Origin of the sequence: Streptomyces sp. NBC_00385 (assembly GCF_035917155.1) — a bacterium.
Lineage (GTDB): Bacteria > Actinomycetota > Actinomycetes > Streptomycetales > Streptomycetaceae > Streptomyces > Streptomyces poriferorum.
Map to the genome: position 1 here is coordinate 5,129,074 of NZ_CP107951.1, position 23,251 is coordinate 5,152,324.

Genomic DNA, 23,251 nt, shown 5'->3' on the forward strand with positions numbered 1-23,251 from the left:
GCCGGAGGGCCTCGGACCGGTTCAGCGAGGGGTCGCGTCGTCGTAGACGGCCACGATCCGTTCCAGGAAGGCTGCCACGACGGCCTGTTCGTCCGACGAGAGCTCCGCGGCGGCGTCGGTGACACCGCCGATGACCGGCGCCACGTGCTCGTACGCCGTGGCGCCCCAGTGCTCGGCCGGGGTGACGATCACCTTGCGGCGATCGGTGGGGTGCGGCTCGCGGAGGGCGTGACCGCCCGCGACCAGCCGGTCGATCACCAGGGTCGTCGCCGCCGTCGAGGCGTCCAGCCTGCTGCCGAAGAAGGCGCGGCCCGAGGGCGAGGAGTTCGCGGGGGCGGGGGAGCACACCACGGTGTGACGGCTGCTGGGTGCCGCACACGGCACCGGCCTCCCGGGGCAGTCCCGGAAGGCCGGTGCGCGGGTACCCGTCCCCTCAAACGGGTACGCCCAGGCGGTGCTCCCGCCGTGTCCCCGTGTCCCGGCGGGCGGCGCCCCGGGGGGTGGTGAACAGCCGGTCCGCGGCCACCGCACCCGGACCGGTGAACACGAGCAGGAGCAGCGTCCAGCAGAAGAAGACCGCCGCCTCGCCGCCGTTCTGCATCGGCAGCAGGCCTGTCTGCTGGTGTACGTCGAAGTACGCGAACGCCATGGAGCCGGAGCCCACGAACGCGGCCGTTCTCGTACCGAGGCCGAGCGCCACCAGGATGCCGCCGGCCAGTTGGATGACGGCCGCGTACCACCCCGGCCAGGTGCCGGCGGAGAGCATCGGCCTGCCGAGCACGCCGAAGAGCGACGCGACTCCGTGACAGGTGAAGAGCAGCCCGACGACGAACCGGAACGTGCTGAGCGCATACGGCTGAGCCCGGCCGAGGCGAGTGACCATCATGGGTGTCCGCCTCCCGTCAGTTGTAGACGCCGAACTCGTACAGCGAGTAGCCGTAACCGGAGCCGCGGGCCGTGCCGTTGATCCGCACGTAGCGGCCCGTACCGTTGACGTCGATGTCGTCGATGTCGCCGTTGCCGTTCGTCACCGACTTCACCGTCGTCCAGCTCTGCCCGTCCTCGGACGTCTGGATGTCGTACGCCTTGCCGAACGCCGGGTCCCAGGCGAGCTGCACGTGCTTGAAGCTCGTCGAGGCGCCGAGGTCGACCTGGACCCACTGCGGGTCGCTCCAGTCACTGGCCCAGCGGGTGTCGAACTTGCCGTCCACCGCGTTGGCCGCACCGCACGGGCAGCCGCCCGTGGGGTCGGTCTGGGCGGAGGACGCCGTGGCGGTCTTGCCCTGGGATATGTTCGTCCCGTCCACCTTCGGGGGGATGACCTTCACGGACGTGGTCTCGATGCCCACGTTGCCCTTGCCGTCCGTGGCCTTCACATAGGCCTTGTAGACACCGGTCTTGCTCGGCGCGTTCGCGGTCAGCGTGCCGTCGCCGTTGTCCTTGGTGTCGGCGGGGACCAGTGCCTTGTTCTCGTCGATGTAGTTGCTGCTGAAGAGGACCTGGTAGGTGATCGCGTCGCCGTCCGGGTCACTGGTGTGCGTGCTGATCTTCACGTCGCTGCCGGTGGGGATACCGGTAGTGGCACCTTCCACCGCCATGTCCGTGATGACCGGCGGGGTGTTGTCACCCGAGGTGTCGGCGCCGTACGCCTTCTTCACGGCGTAGTACGAAAGGCGCTTCTCGCCGCCCGGCAGCAGGTTGAACCAGACGCCGCCGAAGTCGTCCTCGACGCCGTAGTGGAACATCGTGGCACCGAGCGCCACACCGGTGTGCCCGGTGATGCAGCCCCAGGCCTTCTCGTATCCCTCGGCCTTGGCCACATCGGTCGGCTCGGCCGGGACACCGTTCGCGTCGTCGTCGACCTCCCACTCACCGGCGGGGCCGCTCTCGGTGACGATGTAGGGCTTGTCGTAACCTCCCTGCTCCCAGTCGGCCTTGATGTTGCAGGTCGCCTGGTAGGAGTTGACCGCGTACAGGTCGAGGTCCGGGGCGTTCTTCTTGTAGTACGGCCAGGCGCCGGTCCAGGCGTCGGTCGAGGTCACCGGGTGGTTGGGGTCGACCTCGTGGATCTTCTTCGCGACGTCGTTGACGAAGGTCGTGTACGCGTTGCGCTGGGCCTCCAGTTCGTCACCGCCGTAGCAGTTCTGCAGGCCGAGCGTCGACTCGTTGCCGACGTTCCACATGAGCACACCGGGGTTGTCCTTGTAGGTGTCGACCCACTTGGGGAACTCGGCGAGCATGTCGTTCTTGTACTGCGTGTCCGTCAGGTAGTTGACGCAGCCGCCCGCGCCGGGGCCGCCGCCCGGCTGGAGCCAGAAGCCGGCGATCACCTTGATGCCGTTGGCCGCCGCCGTGTCGAAGAGCGGCTTGCTGGTGGCGTCGGTGCCCCAGGTGCGGATGGTGTTGACGCCCATCGACTTCACGTCGGGCATGTACTTCTCGGCGTCGGCGACCGACGGGCCCCAGGTCAGGCCCTTGACCGTATACGGCGAACCGTCCACGCTCAGCGCCCAGTTCCCCTGGGATCCGGTGACCTTGACGACGCTGCCGGCGGCCTGGGCGGCGGGTGCCTGGACGGCGAGCAGGCCGCCGCCGAGCACGGCTGCCGCTGCGAGGGGTGCCACAAGGCGCCTGGCCCGGCGGGTGGGGGGATGGTGCATTTTCCTGCTCCTTGCGAGTGGGGGAGGTTGGCGTGATGATCTTGGAGAGCGCTCTCCGTCGGGGCCGGAAAAAAGGCCCCTCGTTCCGTGGGGGGAAGTGTGGTGGTGCGGGCTACGGAAGTTCGTAGTTCTCGTCGAGCACGGCACCCTGGTCGGGGTGGTTCTCGTCGTAGCCGTGCGGGTCGCACTGCAGGCCGCCCTTGATGCAGTGCGTGGCCATCGCGTCGAGCGTGGCGGCGTCCCAGCCGTTCATGAAGTCGTAGTGGAAGGAGAAGCCGGCGCCACTCGCCAGTTTCACCTGGGACATGTCGCCCTTGACCGGCCAGGCCATCTTGAACTCGATCATCGGCAGTGCGACGGGGTGGTCGGCCGGGCAGGAGTTGTAGTTGTTGCCCGACGCCACCGGGTAGGCCATGTGGCTCTTGTGGTCCGGCGTGTCGAGGTGGATGCCGTCCCAGCAGCTGGGCGCCTGGAGGCGCAGGTTGAGCTGGGTGTCCTGGCTGGTCGGGCAGCTCGCCGGGAAGTCGTAGTTCTTGTACGCCTCACCGCACTCCCAGCCCTCGACGGTGCCCTTGAGGTTCTTGAACTCGTCCTCGGTCTGCATCGGGCTGCCGACGACGTACCGCAGCCCGCGCGGGAAGGGCCGCACGCTGGTGTAGTCGGTGACGCCCGACTTGTAGTAAATCGTCTGGACGCCCTCGGGGAGGATCTTCGTGTCACCGTTGAACAGGCTCGGCATCCAGTAGCCGGACTTGTCGCCGGGTGCCAGGCAGGTGGTGTCACCCGTCTCCAGCGAGGCGGTGGTGGTGTTCGCGTTCGTGGTGGTGTTGCCCATGAACGTGTGGTCGTGGGACTTGCCGGGCTGCCCCGGGTAGACGATCGGGTCGTCCGGGGCGGTGTGGGTCGGGGCGCACTTGGCCTGGAACTCGTGGAAGTACGCCGGTGGCGGGACCTCCATCGAGGGGGTGACCCCGGTGACGGGCGGGTCGGCCATGATGTAGCCGTCCCCGTCCGGATCGTCGCCGGAGGCCTGGGTGGACGCGGGCATGCCGGGCATGCCCGGCATGGAGTACGCGGCGTGTTCCGCGTGCGTGCCCGCTGCCGCGGCCGGCTTCTCGGGGGAAGCGTTCGCTGTCGCCGCGATGCCGGCGATCCCTGCCGTGGTCAGGGTCAGCGAGGTGAACAAGAGCAGTCCGGTGAGGGTTCTCGACCTCCGGGGCATGGAGACCTCCTGCTGCGTCGTGGGGGCGTGCATGGAGTTGGGAGAGCGCTCTCCCAACTCGGAGTGTTCCGCTCCTGACAAGAGCGTGTCAATAGTTGGTTAACGACGACCGCCGTGCGCGGACGGGGCGGAACGCGGCGTGCCGGCGGTGGAGTTGCCCGGTGACCTGCGAGGAGGTTCGCGAGGTGTGCACCCCGCGTGGTGGGTGAACCTTTGCGCCGGACGGGCGGGCGCGCACCGGCCGGAGGCGGGCGGGGCGTGTGTGTGCGCGGGTGCGGCGTGGCCGCTGAAGGCCGCTGCGAGGGCGGGCCGGTCAGGGAGCGGTCAGCGGAATCCGGTCGCCCGTGGACGTCGTGGCCAGCAGGACGAGGTCGGCCTCCAGGGCGCGAAGGTAGCGGCGGAGCTGTCGCTGGCTGATCTGCTCGACCGGGAGGCGCTCCAGTCGGGAGACGTTGGGCTGGGCCGTACCCATCCGTGTCGCGACCTCGGCCTGGGTCAGGCCGGCCTGCTCACGCAACTCGGCGAGCCTCATGCGTCACCGATCTTCCCGTACCGGCGAAAGGTGCTGGTATCGATGCTCCATGCTCCGAAGGTGACGGTGTCTCCGAAGATGTACGGCTCGCTGTGCCGGTACGTGCCGTGGCAGGGCTCGTCATGCACCGTGATCGTGCCGTCCCGCGGGTCCACGATCAGGTACAGGCCGATTCCCATGGCCGGGTAGTCGGCCATCTTCTCGACGTAGTCGCTGCTCGGGTTCGACTTCGAGACCACCTCGACGCAGGCCAGTACCTCGTCCGGGACGAGTGAGTCCCGGTCGGAATCCAGCGCGCTCTCCTCGCATACCAGTACGTCCGGGCGGCGCATGCGGCCTATCTGTGGATCCTCGACCTCCGGCCCGGTCTCGGCGATCCACCCCGGATGCGTCGAGGCGATCTGCTGATTGATCTGATCCCTGATCCGGCCCGCGATCCGCTCGTGCCGGTTGACGGGCCTCATCATCGCCATGACGGGACCGCCGGCGCCGATCTCCACGCTCCAGGAGCCCTCCAGATGCTCGGCATACTCGGACAGCTCGTCGGCTACCTTCCGCATCCACGCATAGTCCAGGACCATGGCCCGAGTATATCAAAAATCATATGCCACCTTCGATCTCCGGAGTCGCTCCGGAATCCGGTGGGTCGTCCTGCGCTGACGGAGCCCGCCATGTGACGGCCGGCGACGTGAGTGAGCCGTCCCACGCCGTCACCACCGCTCTCAACTCGTATGCAGCATCAGCCCGATGCCGACCACCATCAGCCCGGCCGCCGCGATGCGCGGGGCGCCGAAGCGTTCCTTGAAGAACACCGCGCCGATCGCCGCGCCGACGATGATCGACGACTCGCGCAGCGCCGCCACCGGGGCGAGTGCCGCGCGGGTCTGCGCCCACAGGACGAGTCCGTACGCCGTCACCGACAGGGCGGCGCCCAGGAGGCCGCGTACCGCGTGGGGGCGGAGCTGGGCCGGGAGGGCGGAGCGGCGCCGGTGGAGGGCGTAGAGGGGGATGGCGAGGCCTTCGAGGATCATCAGCCAGGCGATGTAGCCGAGCGAACTGCCCGAGGCGCGCACGCCGACGCCGTCGACCGTGGTGTATCCGGCGATGGCCAGACCCGTGGCGAGCGCGGCCAGGATCGCGGGCCACTGGGGGCGTTTACCGGCGCCTCGGATGCCCCAGAGGGCCAGCCCGACCAGCCCCGCCGAGGCGACCGCGACGCCCGCCGTCGCCCAGCCGTCCGGGCGCTCGCCCACGAAGACGGCGGCGAGGACGGTGACCACGAGCGGTGCCGTGCCGCGTGCGATCGGGTACATCTGGCCGAAGTCGCCGAGCGTGAACGACCGCATCAGCAACAGCATGTACGCCACGTGCAGGGCGGCGGACACCAGCAGGTACGGCCAGGCCTCCGCGGCCGGGAACGGGACGAAGCAGGCGGCGGCCGCGCCGATCAGCACACCGCCCCCGGCGATCAGGGTGAAGGAGAGCAGCTGGTCCTTGATCGCATGAGCGATGGCGTTCCAGCCGGCGTGGGTGAAGGCGGCCGTCAGGACGGCCATGGCGACGAGCGGTGTCACGTGGTACCCGGGATTCCGTTCAGCGGGGGCGGCGGCCGGTGAGAGCCTGCCAGCGTGCGTGGGCCGCGTCGAGTTCCTGGCGGGCCCGGGGGATACGGGGGTCGCCGCTCTGACGGGCGGTGACCTCTTCGAGCCTGCGCCCTTCCTCGGTCGGTCCGGTGGCGCTGCTGCGCAGGCGCCGCAGCTCGGCCCCGGCCTCACGGATGAGCCTCGGCCGGTCCCGCTGGAAGGCCTTGTCGGTGGCGATGGCGTTCTGGACGTCGAGGACGAACCTGCGGACGTACTCCTCGGCGAGCTCCGTGTGCGGGTAGGTCAGCAGGTGCCGGCGTCCGTCCGGGCCGGTCAGGTAGACGTGGGACTCCCCCGCGGAGTAGTCGGCGCGGATGGACATCTCGTGCAGCGGCAGATGGAGGTCGCCGCTCCAGTCGTCGGTGCCGCTCGCCACGAGGACGTGCTCGTAGAGGCTGAGGTCCCTGATCTCGTCCCGGTACCCGCCGCGGCCGGGCTCGCGCAGATACGCGAGTTCCTCCTCGGCTCTGCGCACCTCGCGCCGGTGGGTGGAGTCGGCCTTCCGGACGGCGTTCTGCGCGCCGGACAACTCCCACTGCGCCGCCCGTTCCAGGGTGCGCAGTGTGTTGCGCGCGGTGTCGAGGTCGTGGCGTGCGGCGGCGTACGCGCCGCCGAACGCGAACTTCCAGCCTCCCGGGTAGCGGTGGAGCTGCCGGCCGGCCGCGCCTGCGGCGACGAGGGCGGCCAGGACGAGCAGCAGGGGCAGTCCGGCGATCATGGTGCTTCTTCTCCCAGCGTGTCGGTCGTTACGTTCACTGCCCCGCGCGCAGGACCGCGGCGACGACCGGGCCGGCCGCGTCCCCGCCGTGGCCGCCGGACTGGACGACCGCCGCTGCCGCGAGGTCGTTGCTGAACCCGGTGAACCAGCTGTTGGACGTGGACTGCCCGTCCACCTCCGCCGAGCCGGTCTTGGCCCCCTTGTCGCCGCGAACCGAGGACATGGCCGCTTTGCCGGTGCCCCAGGAGGCGGTGGCCCGCATCATGGCGGTCAGCTGCCCGGTGACGTTTGGCGACAGCGACCGGGACGCGGTGGCGAGCTGACGGCCGTCCAGACTGCGCGGTACGAGGACCGGCTGACGGAAGGTGCCGGTGCGGGCCGTCGCGGTGATCGACGCCATGTTGAGCGCGTTCATCGTCACCGTGCCCTGGCCGATGTACTGGGCCGCCGCCTCGCCACCGGTCGCCTCCGGCACGCTGCCGTCGACGGAGACGGTACCGGTCTTCCACTCCAGGCCGATCCCGAAGACGTCCCGGGCCTCCTTGCCGAGCGCCGCGTCGTCCTTCGTGTCGTCGATCAGCTTGATGAAGGCCGTGTTGCAGGACTGGGCGAAGCTGGACGTGAACGTGTCCGTGGACGGGAGCGAGAAGTAGTTCAGGTTGTGGAACGTCCTGCCCTGGTAGAGCACTTCCCTGGGGCACTCGACGGGGCTGTTCGCGGACGCGAGCCCCTTCTCGATGAGCAGCGCGGCGGTCACGATCTTCATCGTGGAGCCCGGCGCCTGTTCGCCCTTCATCGCCGTGTTGAAGCCGGTCGCCGGGTTGTTGGCCACCGCGCGGATCTCGCCGGTGGACGGCTTCACCGCCACCACCGAGGCCCCGCTGTACTGCTTGACCGCGGTCTCGGCCGCCGCCTGGGCGTTCGCGTCCAGGGTGGTCGGCACCTTGCCCGGCTTCCCCTTGACCAGGGTCAGCAGCGTCTTGTCCGCACCGTCGGCGTTCGCGCTGTTGATCCAGGTCTCGATGCCGACGGTGCCGCCGGCCTTCGCGCCGTACCGCTTGCGCAGGTCGTCCAGGATGGCGCCCAGCGACGGGTACTTCTCCTTGGTGAGCACATTGCCGTTGCGGTCCACGGCCTCGATCGACGCGGTCTTCGACTCGCCGGTCTCCAGCGACTCGCCCTTGCCCAGCTCCGGATGGATCACGGACGGGACCCAGTCGACGAGCGGGCGGCCCGTGGTCAGGCCGCGTACGACGGTGAGCTCGGAGGCGTACGTCCAGGGCTTCGTCCTGCCCTCGTAGGAGACCGTCGCCTTGACCGTGTACGGCACCTTCGAGCCGGTCGCCGGGCCCGGTGTGATCACGGCCTTCGTGACATGGGCCGATTCGCTGTAGCCGGCCAGTGCGGGCTCGGCGTCGCCCTTGTTGTTGGTCAGTTCGGCCGCGACGGTCGCCTCGCCCTTCGCCCAAGCGGCGAGGAACGCCTTCGACGTCTCGGCTATCTCGTCCTCGGTGACCGGGCCCGTCTTCACCTCGGACGAAGTGGCTTTGGTGTCCGAACCGCCCCCGACCCCGCTGTCGCCGAGGCCGTCCAGGACGTTGTACGCCCCGTACCCCACCCCACCGACCACGACGGCGAACACCCCGCCGACCACGGCTACCTTCGCTCCACTGCGCATCCCTGCAGTCCCCCTCCCCAGGAGGCCCCCTTGAACATGTTCAAGGGGGCTTTTCCCGGCACTTTACGGGACTGCCGTGACGGGGGAGCAGGTTGTTATCGGAATGCGATCCGATGCAGCATGCACAGACCGGTCAAATCCAGGTATCCAGCCACATGCGATCCCGCCAGGAATCCTCCGGAATCGGGGTCCCCGTATAGAGCGGCCAGAAGTAAATGAAATTCCAGACGATCAGGAGGACCAGGACGCCGGCCGCGACGGCCCCCACGGTCCGGCGTCGTTCACCTGACGGATCACCCTTCGCCAGGCCCAGTTCGTGTTTCTCCCCGGTGCCGGCAGCCGGGCCCAGCATCGCGCCGATCATCATCGCGACCGCCAGGCAGAGGAACGGCACGAACACGACCGCGTAGAAAAGGAAAATGGTGCGTTCCTGGTACAGGAACCACGGCACCCACCCCGCCGCCACGCCACAGGCGATCGCGCCCGCCCGCCAGTCGCGGCGGAAGAACCAGCGCCACAGCACGTACAGCAGGGCGAAGCAAGCGGCCCACCAGAGCAGGGGCGTACCGAGGGCCAGCACCTCGCGCGCGCACTTGCCGGTCGACGACTGGACGCAGCCGTTCTGCTCCTCGTAGAAGTACGAGACGGGCCGGCCCAGCACGATCCAGCTCCACGGATTGGACTGGTAGGTGTGACCGGACGTCAGGTTCACATGGAACTCGTACACCTGGTTCTCGTAGTGCCACAGGCTGCGCAGCCAGTCCGGCAGCCAGGTCCAGTTGCCGCCCTTGCCGTCGGTCGCCGCCCAGTCCCGGTAGTAGCCGTGCCGGTCGGGGTCGTTGTGGATGATCCAGCCGGTCCACGAGGCGAGGTACGTGAGCACCGCGACCGGCACCGTGGAGACGAACGCCGGCATCAGGTCCCGCTTCAGCACCGCCTTGTACGGCTGCACGGCGCCTGCCGTCCGCCGCGCGCCCACGTCCCACAAGACCGTCATCAGGCCGAACGCGACCATGATGTACAGCCCGTTCCACTTGGTGGCGAAGGCCAGTCCCAGCGAGATCCCGGCCGCGATCCGCCACGGACGCCAGCCGAGCCGCAACCCCTCCGCGATCCCGGCGTCCGGCCTCAGCACGCCGTCCTCGTCGACGGGCAGCGCGGCGGCGAGCTTGCGCCTGGCCCAGTCCCGGTCGATCAGCAGACAGCCGAACGAGGCCAGTACGAAGAACATCAGCACCAGGTCGAGCAGCGCCGTGCGGCTCATCACGAAGTGCAGTCCGTCCACCGCGAGCAGCGCGCCCGCCAGACAGCCCAGGAACGTCGAGCGGAACAGCCTGCGGCCGATCCGGCACAGCATCAGCACCGACAGCGTGCCGAGCACGGCGACCATGAACCGCCAGCCGAATGGCGTGAACCCGAAGAGCTGCTCACCGATCCCGATGATCCACTTGCCGACCGGCGGGTGCACCACATAACCGGGATCGGTCGGGACCGGCACCTGCGACGGGTCGTTGAGGATCAGCTTGTCGACGTCCTTGGGCCACGACCCCTCGTACCCCTGCTTGATGAGCGCCCAGGAGTCCTTGGCGTAGTACGTCTCATCGAATATCACCGCGTGCGGGCTGCCCAGGTTCCAGAACCGCAGCACCCCGGCGACCGCCGCGACCAGCAGCGGACCGCCCCAGGCCGACCAGCGCACCAGCCGCTCCGCGACCGGCGGGGGCACCGCGAGCACCGCCCACACCTGGCCCCCCGGGCGGGTGTACGGCGGAACCAGCCGCTCCCGCAGCCCGATACCGGGGCGCGGGAAATGGCCGAAGCGGCGCAGCCGCTGCTGCCAGGAAGTCGGCTCCGGGCCGTGCAGTTCCCCGGCGTCTTGGCCCTGCCGGGCTTCGGGCGCAGTACTCGTCACCGCGCCATCGTAGGGAACGCATCTGTGCGAGTGCTGTCGCCCGTGCTGGGAGGATGGACGTTGTGACTGGAACGACTGGAACGCTGGTACTCGCAGGGACCCCCATCGGTGATGTGGCGGACGCCCCGCCACGCCTCGCCGCAGAACTGGAGACGGCCGATGTCGTCGCCGCGGAGGACACCCGCCGGCTCCGCCGGCTGACCCAGGCGCTGGGCATCCACACGACGGGGCGTGTCGTCTCCTATTTCGAGGGCAACGAGACCGCCCGTACGCCCGAACTCGTCGAGGCGCTGCTGGGCGGTGCCCGGGTGCTGCTGGTGACGGACGCGGGGATGCCGTCCGTGTCCGACCCCGGCTACCGGCTGGTCGCCGCGGCCGTGGAGAAGGACATCAAGGTCACGGCGGTGCCGGGCCCGTCGGCGGTTCTCACCGCGCTCGCGCTGTCCGCGCTGCCGGTGGACCGGTTCTGCTTCGAGGGCTTCCTGCCGCGCAAGGCCGGTGAGCGCCTCGGCAAGCTCCGCGAGGTCGCCGACGAGCGCCGCACCATGGTGTTCTTCGAGGCCCCGCACCGGCTCGACGACACCCTCGTGGCCATGGCCGAGATCTTCGGCGCCGACCGGCGCGCCGCGGTGTGCCGCGAGCTGACCAAGACGTACGAGGAAGTGAAGCGCGGCCCGCTGGGCGAGCTCGCCGTCTGGGCGGCCGAAGGCGTACGCGGCGAGATCACCGTCGTCGTCGAGGGCGCGGCCGACTCCGGGGCCGAGGAACTGGACGCCGAGGAACTGGTACGCAGGGTGCAGGTGCGCGAGGAGGCGGGGGAGCGGCGCAAGGAGGCGATCGCCGCCGTCGCCGCCGCGGCGGGGCTGCCCAAACGCGAGGTGTTCGACGCGGTCGTCGCAGCAAAGAATGCGGCTCGGACCGGCCCGGCGGAGGGTAAAGGACTATCGTGAAAAGCAAAGCGCGAGTCGCGTTCCGGGCCTTTTTGCCACGAGAAGGCCAAATCCGCTCCAACACTCGACAGGGCCTGGTGCGCTCCCGCCGGTAAAGGCGTCCACTGGATCCAGGACGCATTCTCCGGAGTGCTTGTCCGGCGGACAAGAGGAGCAGGCATGAGCGAGATCGCAGCAACCACCGTGCACGAGGCGTATGCCTTCGCCTGCATGAGGTGTGGATACGGCTGGGAACAGGCCTACGAAATAGAGCACCACGTCGACGCCTCGAACCACGCATTCGTGGTCTACAAGGCGGACGGCGAACGTGTGCCGTCGCCGCTTTCCACGCCGACCTGCACGAACTGCGGCGGCCACGTCGTGAGGATCATGCGGGCCGGCCGGGTCTCCACGGTGCAGCAGCTGCTGCAGAACCGCCGGCCGGCCGCCGAGGTGCGGGAGCCCGTGGCCGCCACGGCTGCTCCCGCGGGTGACCACCACTGGCACCTTTCCGACCTGCTCCACCCCTTCCACCGCAAGTGAGGGTCCCGGCCACGGTCCTCGTACGATCGTGGCCATGAGCCGTACCGAAGCCCCGCCGCTGCCCGAGCCCCTCCGGGTGCCGGTCGCCGATTCGCACACTCACCTGGACATGCAGGACGGCACCGTCGAGGAGGGCCTGGCCAGGGCCGCCGCGGTGAACGTGACGACCGTGATCCAGGTGGGCTGTGACGTGAAGGGCTCGCGCTGGGCGGCCGAGACCGCGGCGGCGCACGCGTCCGTGTACGCCGCCGTCGCACTGCACCCCAACGAGGCGCCGCGGATCGTGCACGGAGATCCGGATGGCTGGTCGCGGCAGGGGGCGCGCGAGGGCGGCGGGACCGCCGCGCTCCACGAGGCGCTCGCCGAGATCGACGCGCTGGCCGCACTGGACCACGTACGTGGCGTCGGCGAGACCGGACTCGACTACTTCCGGACCGGGCCCGAGGGCATGGCGGCCCAGGAGGAGTCGTTCCGCGCCCACATCGAGATCGCCAAACGGCACGGCAAGGCACTCGTCATCCACGATCGCGAGGCGCACGCCGATGTGCTGCGCATCCTGGCCGACGCGGGCGCCCCCGAGCGGACCGTCTTCCACTGCTACTCCGGCGACGCCGACATGGCCCGGATCTGCGCGGACGCCGGGTACTTCATGTCCTTCGCGGGCAACATGACGTTCAAGAACGCCCAGCCGCTGCGTGACGCGCTGGCCGTGGCGCCGGTCGAACTGGTCCTCGTCGAGACCGACGCGCCCTTCCTCACGCCCGCCCCGTACCGCGGACGGCCTAACGCGCCGTATCTGATTCCGGTCACGCTGCGCGCCATGGCGGCGGTCAAGGGCATGGACGAGGACACCCTGGCGTCGGCGATCGCCGACAACACGGCGCGCGCGTTCGACTACTGACCCGCCTCTCGCGACCCTGCGTAGTCGCGCCGCTTTGGAGAGTCACGTCCCCTCGGCTATCGTCCCGGGCGCCAAGAGTGAGCCGGGCGGTACGGACCTTCTGGAGCGAGCGTCGTGAGCAATTCGCAGGGCAGTCACCGTGCAGCACGCGGCAGAGGGCGTACGTCGCCGGCCGGGAAGCGCGGGCCCGCCACCGTCGTCGTGCCGGGCCCGTCCCCCGTCCCGCCGCACGAGGAGCTCACGCTCGCCGCCTGGCCCCGGCGCGCCCCGACCGTCGTGGACATGCCGACCGGGCGCACCGCGGCCGCGACCGGCGCCCCGGGCCGCACCGCGCAGGCCGGTGGTGGGGGCCCGCACGCCCCGGGCCGCACCGCGCAGGCCCCCACCGTCACCGCGCTCACCGTGCCGGCCCCCGGCGGCAGGTCCGGGGCGCGGCGGGGCACCCGGCGGCGTCGGGTGACCGTCCGGCCCGAGCAGCTGCGCCGCCTGGTGCCGCAGGCCCTCGTGGTCGCGTTCCTGGCGGGCGGGACGACCGCGTTCGTCGCCGAGGACAAGGCGGTGACGCTGGACGTCGACGGGCAGCCCCGCACCCTGCACACCTTCGCGGACGACGTCGGCGAACTCCTCGCCGAACAGGGCATCGCCGCGGACGACGGCACGGCGGTGTCCCCGGCCCCCGGGACCCGCCTCGGCGACGGCGACGTGATCACCGTCGGCGGCCCGCGCCCGGTGACGCTCACGCTCGACGGGGTGCGGCGCCGCGTCTGGACCTCCGAGCCCACCGTCGGCGCCGCGCTGCGCCGCCTCGGCGTGCGGGCCGACGGGGCCTACCTCTCCGTCTCCCGGGCCGCACCGATCGGGCGCACCGGACTGACGCTGGACGTGCGCACCGAGCGCACCGTCACCGTGATGGCCGACGGCCGCGAGCACACCGTCCGCACCAACGCCGCCACCGTCCGCGAGGCCGTCGCCCGGGCCGGAATCGTCCTGCACGGCGAGGACACCACGTCCGTGGCCCCGGAGAGCTTCCCCCGCGAGGGCCAGACCGTCTCCGTGCTCCGGATCGCGACGACCCGGGTGGTGCGCGAGGAACTGCTGCCGTACGCCGTGGAACGGTCCGGGGACGGGGCCCTGGCCGCCGGCACCGAAGTGGTCGTACGGGAGGGCCGGGACGGGTCGCGCCGGGTCATGTACGCCCTGCGGACCGTCAACGGCGTCCGGCAGAAGCCCAGGGTGCTGGCCACCGAGGTCGTACGGGAACCGGTCAGCCAGGTCGTGAAGGCCGGTACCGGGCCCCGCACGGCAGGGACGGCAGGCTGAGGGCTGTCCCTGCCGTGCGGGGCTCGCCTGTTCCAAACGAGAGGCCCTGGCGACAGCCCGTACGCTTAACAGGTGAGCACCACAGAGCCCGACGCCCTCCTGGGCCCCGCAGACATCCGCGAGCTGGCCGCGACGCTGGGCGTACGTCCCACGAAGCAGCGCGGTCAGAACTTCGTCATCGACGCCAACACGGTCCGCCGGATCGTGCGCACCGCGGAGGTCCGCCCGGACGACGTGGTGGTGGAGGTCGGCCCCGGTCTGGGCTCGCTGACCCTGGCTCTGCTGGAGGCGGCCGACCGGGTCGTCGCCGTCGAGATCGACGACGTGCTGGCGTCCGCCCTGCCGGCCACGGTCGCCGCCCGGATGCCGGAGCGCGCAGGCCGCTTCACCCTCGTCCACTCGGACGCGATGCTCGTCCGGGAGCTGCCGGGCCCGCCGCCGACCGCGCTGGTCGCCAATCTTCCGTACAACGTCGCCGTGCCCGTGCTGCTCACCATGCTCGACCGCTTCCCCAGCATCGAGCGGACCCTGGTCATGGTGCAGGCCGAGGTCGCCGACCGGCTGGCCGCCAGGCCCGGCAACAAGGTCTACGGAGTGCCGTCGGTGAAGGCCAACTGGTACACCGACGTGAAGCGCGCCGGCTCCATCGGCCGCAAGGTCTTCTGGCCCGCGCCCAACGTCGACTCGGGCCTGGTGTCGCTGGTCCGCCGCACCGAGCCCGTCGCCACCACGGCGAGCAAGGCCGAGGTCTTCGCGGTCGTCGACGCCGCCTTCGCCCAGCGCCGCAAGACACTGCGCGCCGCCCTGGCCGGGTGGGCGGGCTCCGCGCCCGCCGCCGAAGCGGCCCTGGTCGCGGCCGGCGTCTCGCCGCAGGCCCGCGGCGAGGCCCTCACCGTCGAGGAGTTCGCCGCCATCGCCGAGAACAAGCCGGAGCTGTCCGCATGAGCGCGAGCGTCACCGTCCGGGTGCCGGCCAAGGTCAACGTCCAGCTCGCGGTCGGCGCCGCGCGCCCCGACGGCTTCCACGACCTCGCCAACGTCTTCCTCGCCGTCGGCCTGTACGACGAGGTCACCGTCACCCCGGCCGACGCGCTGCGCGTCACCTGCTCGGGCCCGGACGCCGACCAGGTGCCGCTGGACGCCTCCAACCTCGCCGCCCGCGCCGCGACCGCGCTGGCCGAGCGGTACGGCATCGCACCCGACGTCCACCTCCACATCGCCAAGGACATCCCCGTCGCGGGCGGCATGGCCGGCGGCAGCGCGGACGCGGCCGGCGCGCTGCTCGCGTGCGACGCGCTCTGGTCCACCGGCGCCTCCCGCGAGGAGCTCCTGGAGATCTGCGCGGAGCTGGGCAGCGACGTGCCGTTCAGCCTGGTCGGCGGGGCGGCCCTCGGGGTCGGCCGCGGCGAGCAGCTCACCCCGGTCGAGGTCGGCGGCACCTTCCACTGGGTCTTCGCGGTCGCCGACGGCGGGCTCTCCACCCCGGCCGTCTACCGCGAGTTCGACCGGCTCACGGCGGGCACCCGGGTGCCCGAGCCCGTCGTGTCGCCCGCGCTCCTGGGCGCCCTGCGGTCCGGCGACACCGCCGCCCTCGCCGGAGTCCTCAGCAACGACCTCCAGGCCCCGGCGCTGTCGCTGCGGCCCTCGCTGGCCCGCACCCTGGCCGCGGGCACCGTCGCGGGCGCACGGGCCGCGCTGGTCTCGGGCTCCGGGCCTACCACCGCGTTCCTCACCGAGGACGAGGCGTCGGCCCGCGCCATCGCCGACGCGCTGACCGCCTCGGGGTCCTGTCGCACCGCCCGGATCGCGTCGTCCCCGGCGCCGGGGGCGACGGTTCAGCGGCCGTAGTGGTAGCGGCAGGAGGCGATGCGTACCTCGTCCTCGGCCACGCGGTGGACGAGGCGGTGTTCGTCGCTGATCCTTCGGGACCAGTACCCGTGGAATCCGTGCCGCAGAGGTTCCGGCTTACCGATGCCTTCGTTCCCGTTGCGGACGACGTCCTGGAGCAAGGCGTTGATCCGCTTGAGGACCTTCCGGTCCTGGGCCTGCCACCAGACGTAGTCGGCCCATGCGGTCTCATGCCGGACAAGCTTCATTCGACGAGGTCCCGAACCGAGCCGCCACCGTTCTCGAGATCATCGATCGCCGCCAGCACGCGACGCGCGTTCTCGGGGCTCCGGTACAGGTAGGCCGTCTCCTTCATGGCCTCGTACTCGTCGAGCGCCACGATCACCACGGGCTCATGCCCGGCACGCGTCACTATGACCTCTTCGCGGTCGTCGACGACCGCGCTGAGGGTCTCCGCGTACTTGGCCCGCGATTCGGTGTAGGTCATCGTGCGCACGGCTGCCTCCTCAGTGCTGTACAGGATGCTGTACGTACAGATAGGTGTACGTACAGCACTCCCGGGAGGGCCACGGCGATACGTGTACGGCCTCAGCCGAGCCGCACGCTCCGCTTCGCCAGCTCGAAGGCCGGCAGCATCGACTTGTGCTCGTCCGCGTCCAGCCCGCCCAGGTGGACCACGACCGGCCCGTCCGGGGTGGCGACGGCGAAGGCCCGGTTCGGGCGCGACTCGTCCAGGAGCTCGCTGTAGATGGTGTAGCGGGCCTCGGTCACGGACAGCTTCCCGACCGTGGTCTGCGTGTACGTGATCTTCGAGGGATTGGTGTCCGCCTTCACGAAGCCCTCCAGGGCCTGGCGCGCCGTGCTCCCCTTGTCGTCGCCCTTCCACACCCGGAGGAACCCGATGTGCCCGGCGGGCTTCGCGTCGATCTCGCAGGCCAGGGTGACCGGGCCCTGGATGCCGAGCTCGGCGAAGTCCGAGCCGGGCTTGCCGGCGACCACGGCCTCCGCCGTCCAGTGCTGTGCCGTGTCGAGGACGACGGGCAGCTTGCACACGGAGCCGGAGCCCCCGACCGTGCCGCCCTTGGTCGCGGACGTCTCCGCCGTCGCCTTCGCCGTCGTCTTCGCCGGGGCGCCGCCCGGCTTCGTGTCCACCGTCGTCGCGCCGTCGGACCCCGACGAGCAGCCGGTCAGCGCCACGGCTGCCAGCAGGACGGGCGCCAGCCCGCGAACCGTACGTCGTGTCATGAAGTTCCCCACCCCGGGTGACACCCGGGGACCGGCCCCGGGCTTGATCAATGCGGGCAAGGTACCGCACAGGGGTGTCCGCGAGGACACCGTGCCCGGCACCGTCCCGCACAGGTGAGCGGGCGCTCGTAAGGAGCCCGGCGCCATGGCGACTACGCTGAAGGTCAGTGTTTCTCCTTCGAGCTGGAGCGTTCGTGGCCGTCAACCTCGTCAATGTCGAGCAGGTCAGCAAGGTGTACGGCACCCGTGCGCTGCTCGACGGTGTGTCCCTCGGCGTGTCCGAAGGGGACCGGATCGGTGTCGTCGGCCGTAACGGAGACGGAAAGACGACCCTTATCCGGATGCTCGCCAAGCTGGAGGAGGCGGACACCGGCCGGGTCACCCACAACGGCGGACTGCGCCTCGGCGTCCTGACCCAGCACGATTCGCTCGACCCGAAGGCCACGATCCGCCACGAGGTCATCGGCGATCTCGCCGACCACGAGTGGGCGGGCAGCGCCAAGATCCGTGACGTCCTGACCGGGCTCTTCGGCGGCCTCGACCTGGCCGGCTTCGAGCAGGGCCTGGACACCGTCATCGCCCCGCTCTCCGGCGGTGAGCGCCGGCGGATCGCGCTGGCCAAGCTCCTCATCGCCGAGCAGGACCTGATCGTCCTCGACGAGCCGACCAACCACCTCGACGTCGAGGGCATCTCCTGGCTGGCCGGGCATCTGCGCGCCCGCCGCTCGGCACTGGTCTGCGTCACCCACGACCGGTGGTTCCTCGACCAGGTCTGCACCCGCATGTGGGACGTCCAGCGCGGCACGGTCCACGAGTACGAGGGGGGCTACAGCGACTACGTCTTCGCCCGGGCCGAACGCGAGCGGATCGCCGCCACCGAGGAGGGCAAGCGGCAGAACCTGATGCGCAAGGAGCTGGCCTGGCTGCGGCGCGGCGCCCCCGCCCGTACGTCCAAGCCGCGCTACCGCATCGAGGCCGCCAACGAACTGATCGCCGATGTGCCGCCGCCGCGCGACACCAGCGCGCTGATGAAGTTCGCCAACGCCCGGCTCGGCAAGACCGTCTTCGAGCTGGAGGACGTCACCGTCCAGGCCGGCCCCAAGACGCTGCTGACCCACCTCACCTGGCAGCTCGGCCCCGGCGACCGGATCGGCCTGGTCGGGGTCAACGGCGCCGGGAAGACCTCGCTGCTGCGGGCGCTGGAACAGGCCGCCCGCACCCAGGGCGAGGCACAGCCCGCGGACGGGAAGATCGTCGTCGGCAAGACCGTCAAGCTGGCCTACCTCTCCCAGGAGGTCGCGGAGCTCAACCCGAACCTGCGGGTGCTGGAGGCCGTGCAGCAGGTGCGCGACCGGGTCGACCTCGGCAAGGGCCGGGAGATGACCGCGGGCCAGCTCTGTGAGCAGTTCGGCTTCTCGAAGGAGAAGCAGTGGACGCCGGTCGGCGACCTGTCGGGCGGTGAGCGGCGCAGGCTGCAGATCCTGCGGCTGCTGATGGACGAGCCGAACGTCCTCTTCCTCGACGAGCCCACCAACGACCTCGACATCGAGACCCTGACCCAGCTGGAGGATCTCCTCGACGGCTGGCCCGGGTCGATGATCGTGATCTCGCACGACCGGTTCTTCATCGAGCGGACCACGGACAAGGTGCTGGCGCTCCTCGGCGACAAGTCGTTGCGGATGCTGCCGCGCGGCATCGACGAGTACCTGGAACGCAGGCTCCAGATGGCCGGGTCCGCCGCCCCCGCCGCGCCCTCCCCGGCCTCCCGGACCGCCGCCGCCCCGGCGCCGGGCGTCTCGCCGCAGGAGGCGCGCGCGGCGAAGAAGGAACTGCAGAAGGTCGAGCGGCAGCTCGACAAGATGTCGACCCGCGAGACGACGCTGCACGCCCAGATCGCCGACAACGCCACGGACTTCGAGAAGGTCGCGAAGCTCGACGCCGAACTGCGCGAACTCGTCGCGGAACGCGATGTGCTGGAGATGCGCTGGCTGGAACTGGCCGAGGACGCCTGACCGGCCGTCGTTCCGGGGCGCCTTGCTGCGTGGCCGGTGCAACTGCCGTGACTGGTGTGGCCGATGAGGCCGGTGGGGCGGGTGGTAGAAAGAAACCTTGCCCGGCGCACCTGCCGGACCACTTCGCAGCGCAGGCACCGACGGAACGACAACGGAACAGGGGGACGGGCCGATGAGCCAGCCGCCCGGACAGCAGCCGCCGCAGGGTGGGTTCGGAGCTCCTTACGACCCGCCGCCCGGGTCGTACCCGCCACCGGCCGCCCCGCAGCAGCCGGCCGGTCCGTACGGCGCCCAGCCCGGCCCGTACCACCAGCCCGGCCCGTACCACCAGCCGCCGCAGGGGTACGGGTACCCGCCGCAGCCGGCACCGCAGCCGCCGCGTTCCGGCGGAGGCGGCCCCCGGGGCGGCGGGCGTCTCCGCGGCAGGACCGGAGTGATCGTCGCCGCGGTGCTCGGGGTGGTGCTCCTGGCCGGCGGCGGCATCTGGTTCGCCTCCGACGGGGACGGCACGGACAAGAAGCCCACGGCCGGCGGCCACGACTCGGGGCAGCCTGACCCCTCGCCCTCGCCGACCCTGGACCAGGGCGACGGCAAGGGTGACGGCGACGACGACGGCACGCGCACCCCCCGCGAGGAGACCGCCGAGATCAACGCGGAGCGCAAGCCCGGCGAGGCGAAGCTCCTCTGGCTCCAGAAGAGCGGCATCGACCTCCCGGAGGGCGGCGAGGACGTCTACGGCCCCTGGTTCGCCGGCGACACCGTCGTCACGGCGATGTACCACTCCGTCACGGGCTATTCGATCGCCGACGGCACGCGCAAGTGGACCCTGAGGCTGCCCGCCAACGCCTGCGCGGCGCCCACACAGCCCACCGCCGACGGCAAGATCGTCCTGGGCATCGAGCACAGCACCGCGAGCGACGCGTCCTGCGACAACCTCCAGATGGTCGACCTCACGACGGGCAAGCTCGGCTGGCGCAAGGCGTACGTGCGCGACGGTGCCTGGGACGGGCTCTCCGACCTCGCGATGTCGGTCAACGGCGACACCGTGACCGTGGGACGCACCAGCAGGACCGACGCCTTCCGCGTCAGCGACGGCAAGGTGCTGTTCGGGAAGCTGCCCGGCAACTGCCAGCCGTTCGGCTTCGCCAGCGGCCCCGTGGCGATCGCCGCGGCGAGCTGCCAGACCGCCGCGGACGACCACAAGGAACACCTGGTGCAGCGGATCGACCCCGCCACCGGCAAGGTGCAGTGGACGTACAAGGTGAAGAAGGGCTGGCAGGTCGAGCAGATCTACTCCGCCGACCCCATCGTGGTCTCGCTCACGCAGGGGGAGACGAAGGACAAGTGGGGTGTCCTCGTGCTCAACGCCGACGGCACCTACCGCACCCAGCTCTCCGGCGGACCGGGCAACTTCGCGCGCAAGTGCGACAAGGACCGGCACGTCCAGGGGTCCAACCTCGACAGCTGCGTCGGGGTCGCCGCCGGGGCGAACACGTTCTACATGGCGACCGGGGCCGTCGACATCAAGGCCGGCGAGGGCAACAAGGTCGCCGCCTTCGACCTGTCCACCGGCAAGTTCAAGTGGGCGGTCACCTCTCCGGTCGACCAGCCCCTCTCGCCCGTGCGGACGGACGGCGGCAAGCTGCTGATGTACCTCGCGCCGGCCAAGAACAAGGGCGGCGGTATCGCCTCCGTCCCGTCCACCGGCGGTAACTGGCAGATGGTGCTGCGGCATCCGGCGGCGGCCACCCTCGTCGAACGCGCCTTCTTCGAACCGACCGTCTCCTACGTGGGCGGGCGAAGCTTCCTCACGTATTCGAGGATCAGCGGCTCGGACGACGAGGAGATCGAGACGCGGTCCATCGCGGCCTTCGGCAACTGACAGCCGTTCAGGCGTAACGGCGGCATCACGGGGCGGTTCTCCCTTGGGAACAGGGGTGGACCGAACCGGAGCCGGTGCCGGGCCGGGTGGTACAAAGAAGCCCCGCTCGACTGACGTAACACTGCGGGATCCATGCCCGATTCGCTCCATTTCGCTGGTAATCCGCGGAGTCCTCGCCGACTTCCGGGGGCTCCGGCGCGATCGCGGGGGAGTCCGGACCGGGCACCGGACCGCATGAAGGGGGACGCGCTGATGACCCAGCCGCCCAGCCAGCAACCGCCGCAGGGAGGCTTCGGCGCTCCGCAGGATCCGCCGCAGGGAGTTCCTCAGCCGCCCCAGGGCCCGCCGCAGACACCGCCGCCCGCGCAGCCGCCCCAGGCACCGGCCGGCCAGCCGGGTTACGGCTACCCGCAGCAGCCGCCCCAGGCACCGGGCCAGCCGCCGCAGGCCGGTTACGGCTACCCCCAGCAGCCCGGACCGTACGCCCAGCAGCCCGGGCCCTACGGTCAGCCGCAGCAGCCGGGCCCGTACGCGCAGCAGCAGCCCGGCCCGTACGGCCAGCCGCAGCAGCCCGGTTACGGCTATCCGCAGCAGCAGTACCCCGGCGCGCCGGCCCCCGCCGGTCCGGCCGGACCCGGCGGCGGCAACCCCTTCAAGGGCAAGCCCGCCATGATCATCGGGGCCGCGGTCGCCGCGCTCCTGGTCATCGGCAGCGGCATCTTCCTGCTGGCGGGCAAGGACGACGACGAGAAGAAGCCCGTGGCGAAGAAGAGCGGCGAGGTCCAGAAGCCGACCACGTCGCCCACCGTCGACGAGGGCGACGGCGACGGAACCGGTCGTGAGGGCAGCGACGACCTGAACGGCGGGCGCAAGCCCGGCGAGGCGAAGGTCCTCTGGCTCCAGAAGAACGACGTCGACCTGCCGCGCAACGGCGCGGACGTGTACGGGCCGTGGATCGTAGGCGACACCATCGTCAAGGGCATGTACCGCACGGTCTCCGGCTACTCGGTGGCCGACGGCAAGCAGAAGTGGACGCTGAAGCTGCCCGCGGACATCTGCGCCGCACCGGCGCAGACCACCACGGACGGCAGGATCGTCATCGGGGTCAAGAACGGCACGTCCGACAAGGCCGACTGCTCCGACCTCCAGCTGATCGACCTCAACACGGGCAAGACGGGCTGGAAGAAGCCGGTCAAGAGCAGCGGGCTCTTCGACCTGATGTCGGACATCTCCCTCGCCATCAGCGGCGACACCGTGACGGTCGGCCGCACCGGCGCCTCCAACGCGTTCCGGGTGAGTGACGGCAAGGAACTGTTCGGCAAGCGCTCCGGCATCTGCCAGCCGTTCGCCTTCGCGGGCGGCTCCAAGCTGATCGCCGCCACCAGCTGCCGTACCGACGACGTCGAGAATCCGCAGCACGAGATCGAGGAGATCGATCCGAACACCGGCAAGCCCAAGTGGACCTACAAGCTTGCACGCGGTGTGGAGGTCGACAAGGTCTACTCGGTGAGCCCGCTTGTCGTGTCGTTGAACAAGGGCAGCGGCGACAGCAAGAAGTGGAGCATCGTCGCGTTCCGGGAGAACGGCACGCTCCGCTCCCAGATCACCAGCGACAAGGGCGACAAGTTCGCCCCTGACTGCGGTGGCGCGTTCGCCGTCTTCGGCCAGCGCCTCGACGGCTGCACCGGTGTCGCGGCCGACGCCAACACCTTCTACATGGCGACGCAGGACGACACCAGCGGCACCGGCCGCACCAACCAGGTCGTCGCGTTCAACCTGAACACCGGCAGGACGAAGTGGAAGGCGAAGGCCCCGGCCGAGCAGACCATGAAGCCGCTGCGGATGGAGGGCGCCGACGTGCTCCTCTACGTGGACGCCGGGTACAACAAGGGCGGCGGGATCGCCACCCTGTCCCCCTCCGGCGGCAGTCCGAAGATGGTGCTCCAGCACCCGGCGTCGACGGCACAGATCGAGAGCTCCTTCTGGGACGAGGAGGTGCTCTACGCGGGCGGCCGTTCGTTCATCACGAGCGGGCGGATCAGTGCGAGCAACGACGAAAAGGAACTGGAGACGAAGACCATGATGGCCTTCGGCAAGTAACAGCTCCCCACGGCACCCGCAGGAACACCACCGGTCGCGGACGGCGGCAGACCCGTCCGCGACCGGTTCCCGCCCACCGACCGACTCCCCTTCTCCAGAGGTACGCA

22 protein-coding genes are annotated in these 23,251 nt (G+C 70.6%); 9 read left to right on the forward strand and 13 right to left on the reverse strand.

Going from position 1 to position 23,251, the window contains the following annotated elements; translation table 11 throughout:
* Positions 1-21: 21 nt before the first annotated feature.
* The 10 genes from OG959_RS22970 to OG959_RS23015 form a co-directional block, all read right to left on the reverse strand.
* Complete coding sequence (locus tag OG959_RS22970; protein ID WP_326661247.1) at positions 22-351, reverse strand: MarR family winged helix-turn-helix transcriptional regulator; 330 nt, start codon at positions 349-351, stop codon at positions 22-24.
* Positions 352-433: 82 nt separating this feature from the next.
* Positions 434-883: a DoxX family protein gene (locus tag OG959_RS22975; RefSeq protein ID WP_326666557.1), complete on the reverse strand. Its 450-nt coding sequence runs from the start codon at positions 881-883 to the stop codon at positions 434-436.
* A gap of 19 nt (positions 884-902) precedes the next feature.
* Positions 903-2,660, reverse strand: coding sequence for a discoidin domain-containing protein (locus OG959_RS22980; RefSeq protein WP_326661250.1), 1,758 nt, complete (start codon positions 2,658-2,660; stop codon positions 903-905).
* A gap of 112 nt (positions 2,661-2,772) precedes the next feature.
* A complete protein-coding gene (locus OG959_RS22985) occupies positions 2,773-3,882 on the reverse strand; it encodes a DUF1996 domain-containing protein (protein WP_326661252.1) in 1,110 nt (369 codons plus the stop codon).
* Between the two features lie 313 nt (positions 3,883-4,195).
* Positions 4,196-4,414, reverse strand: coding sequence for a helix-turn-helix domain-containing protein (locus OG959_RS22990; protein WP_326661254.1), 219 nt, complete (start codon positions 4,412-4,414; stop codon positions 4,196-4,198).
* On the reverse strand, positions 4,411-4,995 hold the full coding sequence (locus OG959_RS22995; RefSeq protein WP_326661256.1) for a Uma2 family endonuclease: 585 nt from the start codon (positions 4,993-4,995) through the stop codon (positions 4,411-4,413). The genes OG959_RS22990 and OG959_RS22995 overlap by 4 nt, the downstream gene beginning before the upstream one ends.
* 141 nt (positions 4,996-5,136) lie before the next feature.
* Complete coding sequence (locus tag OG959_RS23000) at positions 5,137-5,988, reverse strand: EamA family transporter (RefSeq protein WP_326661258.1); 852 nt, start codon at positions 5,986-5,988, stop codon at positions 5,137-5,139.
* Positions 5,989-6,007: 19 nt separating this feature from the next.
* The gene (locus OG959_RS23005; protein WP_326661260.1) at positions 6,008-6,775 is read right to left on the reverse strand and encodes a hypothetical protein; all 768 of its coding nucleotides are present in this window, start codon (positions 6,773-6,775) and stop codon (positions 6,008-6,010) included.
* Positions 6,776-6,809: 34 nt separating this feature from the next.
* Complete coding sequence (locus OG959_RS23010) at positions 6,810-8,453, reverse strand: penicillin-binding transpeptidase domain-containing protein (protein ID WP_326661262.1); 1,644 nt, start codon at positions 8,451-8,453, stop codon at positions 6,810-6,812.
* A 133-nt stretch (positions 8,454-8,586) separates the two neighbouring features.
* On the reverse strand, positions 8,587-10,365 hold the full coding sequence (locus OG959_RS23015) for a dolichyl-phosphate-mannose--protein mannosyltransferase (protein WP_326661264.1): 1,779 nt from the start codon (positions 10,363-10,365) through the stop codon (positions 8,587-8,589).
* A gap of 53 nt (positions 10,366-10,418) precedes the next feature.
* Between OG959_RS23015 and rsmI the strand changes: the two genes are divergently transcribed.
* The 6 genes from rsmI to OG959_RS23045 all read left to right on the forward strand — a co-directional run bounded on the left by rsmI (position 10,419) and on the right by OG959_RS23045 (position 15,905).
* Positions 10,419-11,315 (forward strand): 16S rRNA (cytidine(1402)-2'-O)-methyltransferase, encoded by an 897-nt coding sequence (gene rsmI / locus OG959_RS23020; RefSeq protein ID WP_326661266.1) that lies wholly within the window; start codon positions 10,419-10,421, stop codon positions 11,313-11,315.
* Between the two features lie 159 nt (positions 11,316-11,474).
* Entirely contained in the window at positions 11,475-11,837 is a 363-nt protein-coding gene (locus OG959_RS23025; RefSeq protein WP_326661268.1) for a hypothetical protein, read from the forward strand.
* 34 nt (positions 11,838-11,871) lie between these two features.
* Positions 11,872-12,738 (forward strand): TatD family hydrolase, encoded by an 867-nt coding sequence (locus tag OG959_RS23030; RefSeq protein ID WP_326661270.1) that lies wholly within the window; start codon positions 11,872-11,874, stop codon positions 12,736-12,738.
* A gap of 114 nt (positions 12,739-12,852) precedes the next feature.
* The gene (locus tag OG959_RS23035; RefSeq protein ID WP_326661272.1) at positions 12,853-14,058 is read left to right on the forward strand and encodes a ubiquitin-like domain-containing protein; all 1,206 of its coding nucleotides are present in this window, start codon (positions 12,853-12,855) and stop codon (positions 14,056-14,058) included.
* A gap of 72 nt (positions 14,059-14,130) precedes the next feature.
* The gene (gene rsmA, locus OG959_RS23040; RefSeq protein ID WP_326661274.1) at positions 14,131-15,003 is read left to right on the forward strand and encodes a 16S rRNA (adenine(1518)-N(6)/adenine(1519)-N(6))-dimethyltransferase RsmA; all 873 of its coding nucleotides are present in this window, start codon (positions 14,131-14,133) and stop codon (positions 15,001-15,003) included.
* Positions 15,000-15,905, forward strand: coding sequence for a 4-(cytidine 5'-diphospho)-2-C-methyl-D-erythritol kinase (locus tag OG959_RS23045; RefSeq protein ID WP_326661276.1), 906 nt, complete (start codon positions 15,000-15,002; stop codon positions 15,903-15,905). The genes rsmA and OG959_RS23045 overlap by 4 nt, the downstream gene beginning before the upstream one ends.
* On the opposite strand, the gene OG959_RS23050 is transcribed toward OG959_RS23045, so the two are convergent.
* The 3 genes from OG959_RS23050 to OG959_RS23060 form a co-directional block, all read right to left on the reverse strand.
* Positions 15,893-16,153, reverse strand: coding sequence for a Txe/YoeB family addiction module toxin (locus OG959_RS23050; RefSeq protein ID WP_326661278.1), 261 nt, complete (start codon positions 16,151-16,153; stop codon positions 15,893-15,895). The two genes, OG959_RS23045 and OG959_RS23050, sit on opposite strands and share 13 nt — an antisense overlap.
* On the reverse strand, positions 16,150-16,401 hold the full coding sequence (locus OG959_RS23055; RefSeq protein WP_326661281.1) for a type II toxin-antitoxin system Phd/YefM family antitoxin: 252 nt from the start codon (positions 16,399-16,401) through the stop codon (positions 16,150-16,152). Before OG959_RS23055 ends, OG959_RS23050 begins: the two co-directional genes overlap by 4 nt.
* A gap of 92 nt (positions 16,402-16,493) precedes the next feature.
* Entirely contained in the window at positions 16,494-17,150 is a 657-nt protein-coding gene (locus OG959_RS23060; RefSeq protein WP_326661283.1) for a lipoprotein, read from the reverse strand.
* A gap of 194 nt (positions 17,151-17,344) precedes the next feature.
* On the opposite strand from OG959_RS23060, the gene OG959_RS23065 reads away from it, so the two are divergent.
* The 3 genes from OG959_RS23065 (at position 17,345) to OG959_RS23075 (ending at position 23,144) form a co-directional block, all read left to right on the forward strand.
* Positions 17,345-19,162 (forward strand): ABC-F family ATP-binding cassette domain-containing protein, encoded by a 1,818-nt coding sequence (locus OG959_RS23065; RefSeq protein WP_326661285.1) that lies wholly within the window; start codon positions 17,345-17,347, stop codon positions 19,160-19,162.
* 172 nt (positions 19,163-19,334) lie between these two features.
* Positions 19,335-21,044 (forward strand): outer membrane protein assembly factor BamB family protein, encoded by a 1,710-nt coding sequence (locus tag OG959_RS23070; RefSeq protein WP_326661287.1) that lies wholly within the window; start codon positions 19,335-19,337, stop codon positions 21,042-21,044.
* A 252-nt stretch (positions 21,045-21,296) separates the two neighbouring features.
* Entirely contained in the window at positions 21,297-23,144 is a 1,848-nt protein-coding gene (locus tag OG959_RS23075; RefSeq protein WP_326661289.1) for an outer membrane protein assembly factor BamB family protein, read from the forward strand.
* The last annotated feature ends 107 nt before the right edge of the window (positions 23,145-23,251 follow it).

Excerpts from the sequence above, each read along its gene's own strand:
- OG959_RS22975 (WP_326666557.1), bottom strand. The coding sequence starts at position 883 with ATGGTCACTCGCCTCGGCCGGGCTCAGCCGTATGCGCTCAGCACGTTC.
- OG959_RS22980 (WP_326661250.1), bottom strand. The coding sequence starts at position 2,660 with ATGCACCATCCCCCCACCCGCCGGGCCAGGCGCCTTGTGGCACCCCTC.
- OG959_RS22985 (WP_326661252.1), bottom strand. The coding sequence starts at position 3,882 with ATGCCCCGGAGGTCGAGAACCCTCACCGGACTGCTCTTGTTCACCTCG.
- OG959_RS22990 (WP_326661254.1), bottom strand. The coding sequence starts at position 4,414 with ATGAGGCTCGCCGAGTTGCGTGAGCAGGCCGGCCTGACCCAGGCCGAG.
- OG959_RS22995 (WP_326661256.1), bottom strand. The coding sequence starts at position 4,995 with ATGGTCCTGGACTATGCGTGGATGCGGAAGGTAGCCGACGAGCTGTCC.
- OG959_RS23005 (WP_326661260.1), bottom strand. The coding sequence starts at position 6,775 with ATGATCGCCGGACTGCCCCTGCTGCTCGTCCTGGCCGCCCTCGTCGCC.
- OG959_RS23010 (WP_326661262.1), bottom strand. The coding sequence starts at position 8,453 with ATGCGCAGTGGAGCGAAGGTAGCCGTGGTCGGCGGGGTGTTCGCCGTC.
- rsmI (WP_326661266.1), top strand. The coding sequence starts at position 10,419 with ATGGACGTTGTGACTGGAACGACTGGAACGCTGGTACTCGCAGGGACC.
- OG959_RS23025 (WP_326661268.1), top strand. The coding sequence starts at position 11,475 with ATGAGCGAGATCGCAGCAACCACCGTGCACGAGGCGTATGCCTTCGCC.
- OG959_RS23030 (WP_326661270.1), top strand. The coding sequence starts at position 11,872 with ATGAGCCGTACCGAAGCCCCGCCGCTGCCCGAGCCCCTCCGGGTGCCG.
- OG959_RS23045 (WP_326661276.1), top strand. The coding sequence starts at position 15,000 with ATGAGCGCGAGCGTCACCGTCCGGGTGCCGGCCAAGGTCAACGTCCAG.
- OG959_RS23050 (WP_326661278.1), bottom strand. The coding sequence starts at position 16,153 with ATGAAGCTTGTCCGGCATGAGACCGCATGGGCCGACTACGTCTGGTGG.
- OG959_RS23060 (WP_326661283.1), bottom strand. The coding sequence starts at position 17,150 with ATGACACGACGTACGGTTCGCGGGCTGGCGCCCGTCCTGCTGGCAGCC.
- OG959_RS23070 (WP_326661287.1), top strand. The coding sequence starts at position 19,335 with ATGAGCCAGCCGCCCGGACAGCAGCCGCCGCAGGGTGGGTTCGGAGCT.
- OG959_RS23075 (WP_326661289.1), top strand. The coding sequence starts at position 21,297 with ATGACCCAGCCGCCCAGCCAGCAACCGCCGCAGGGAGGCTTCGGCGCT.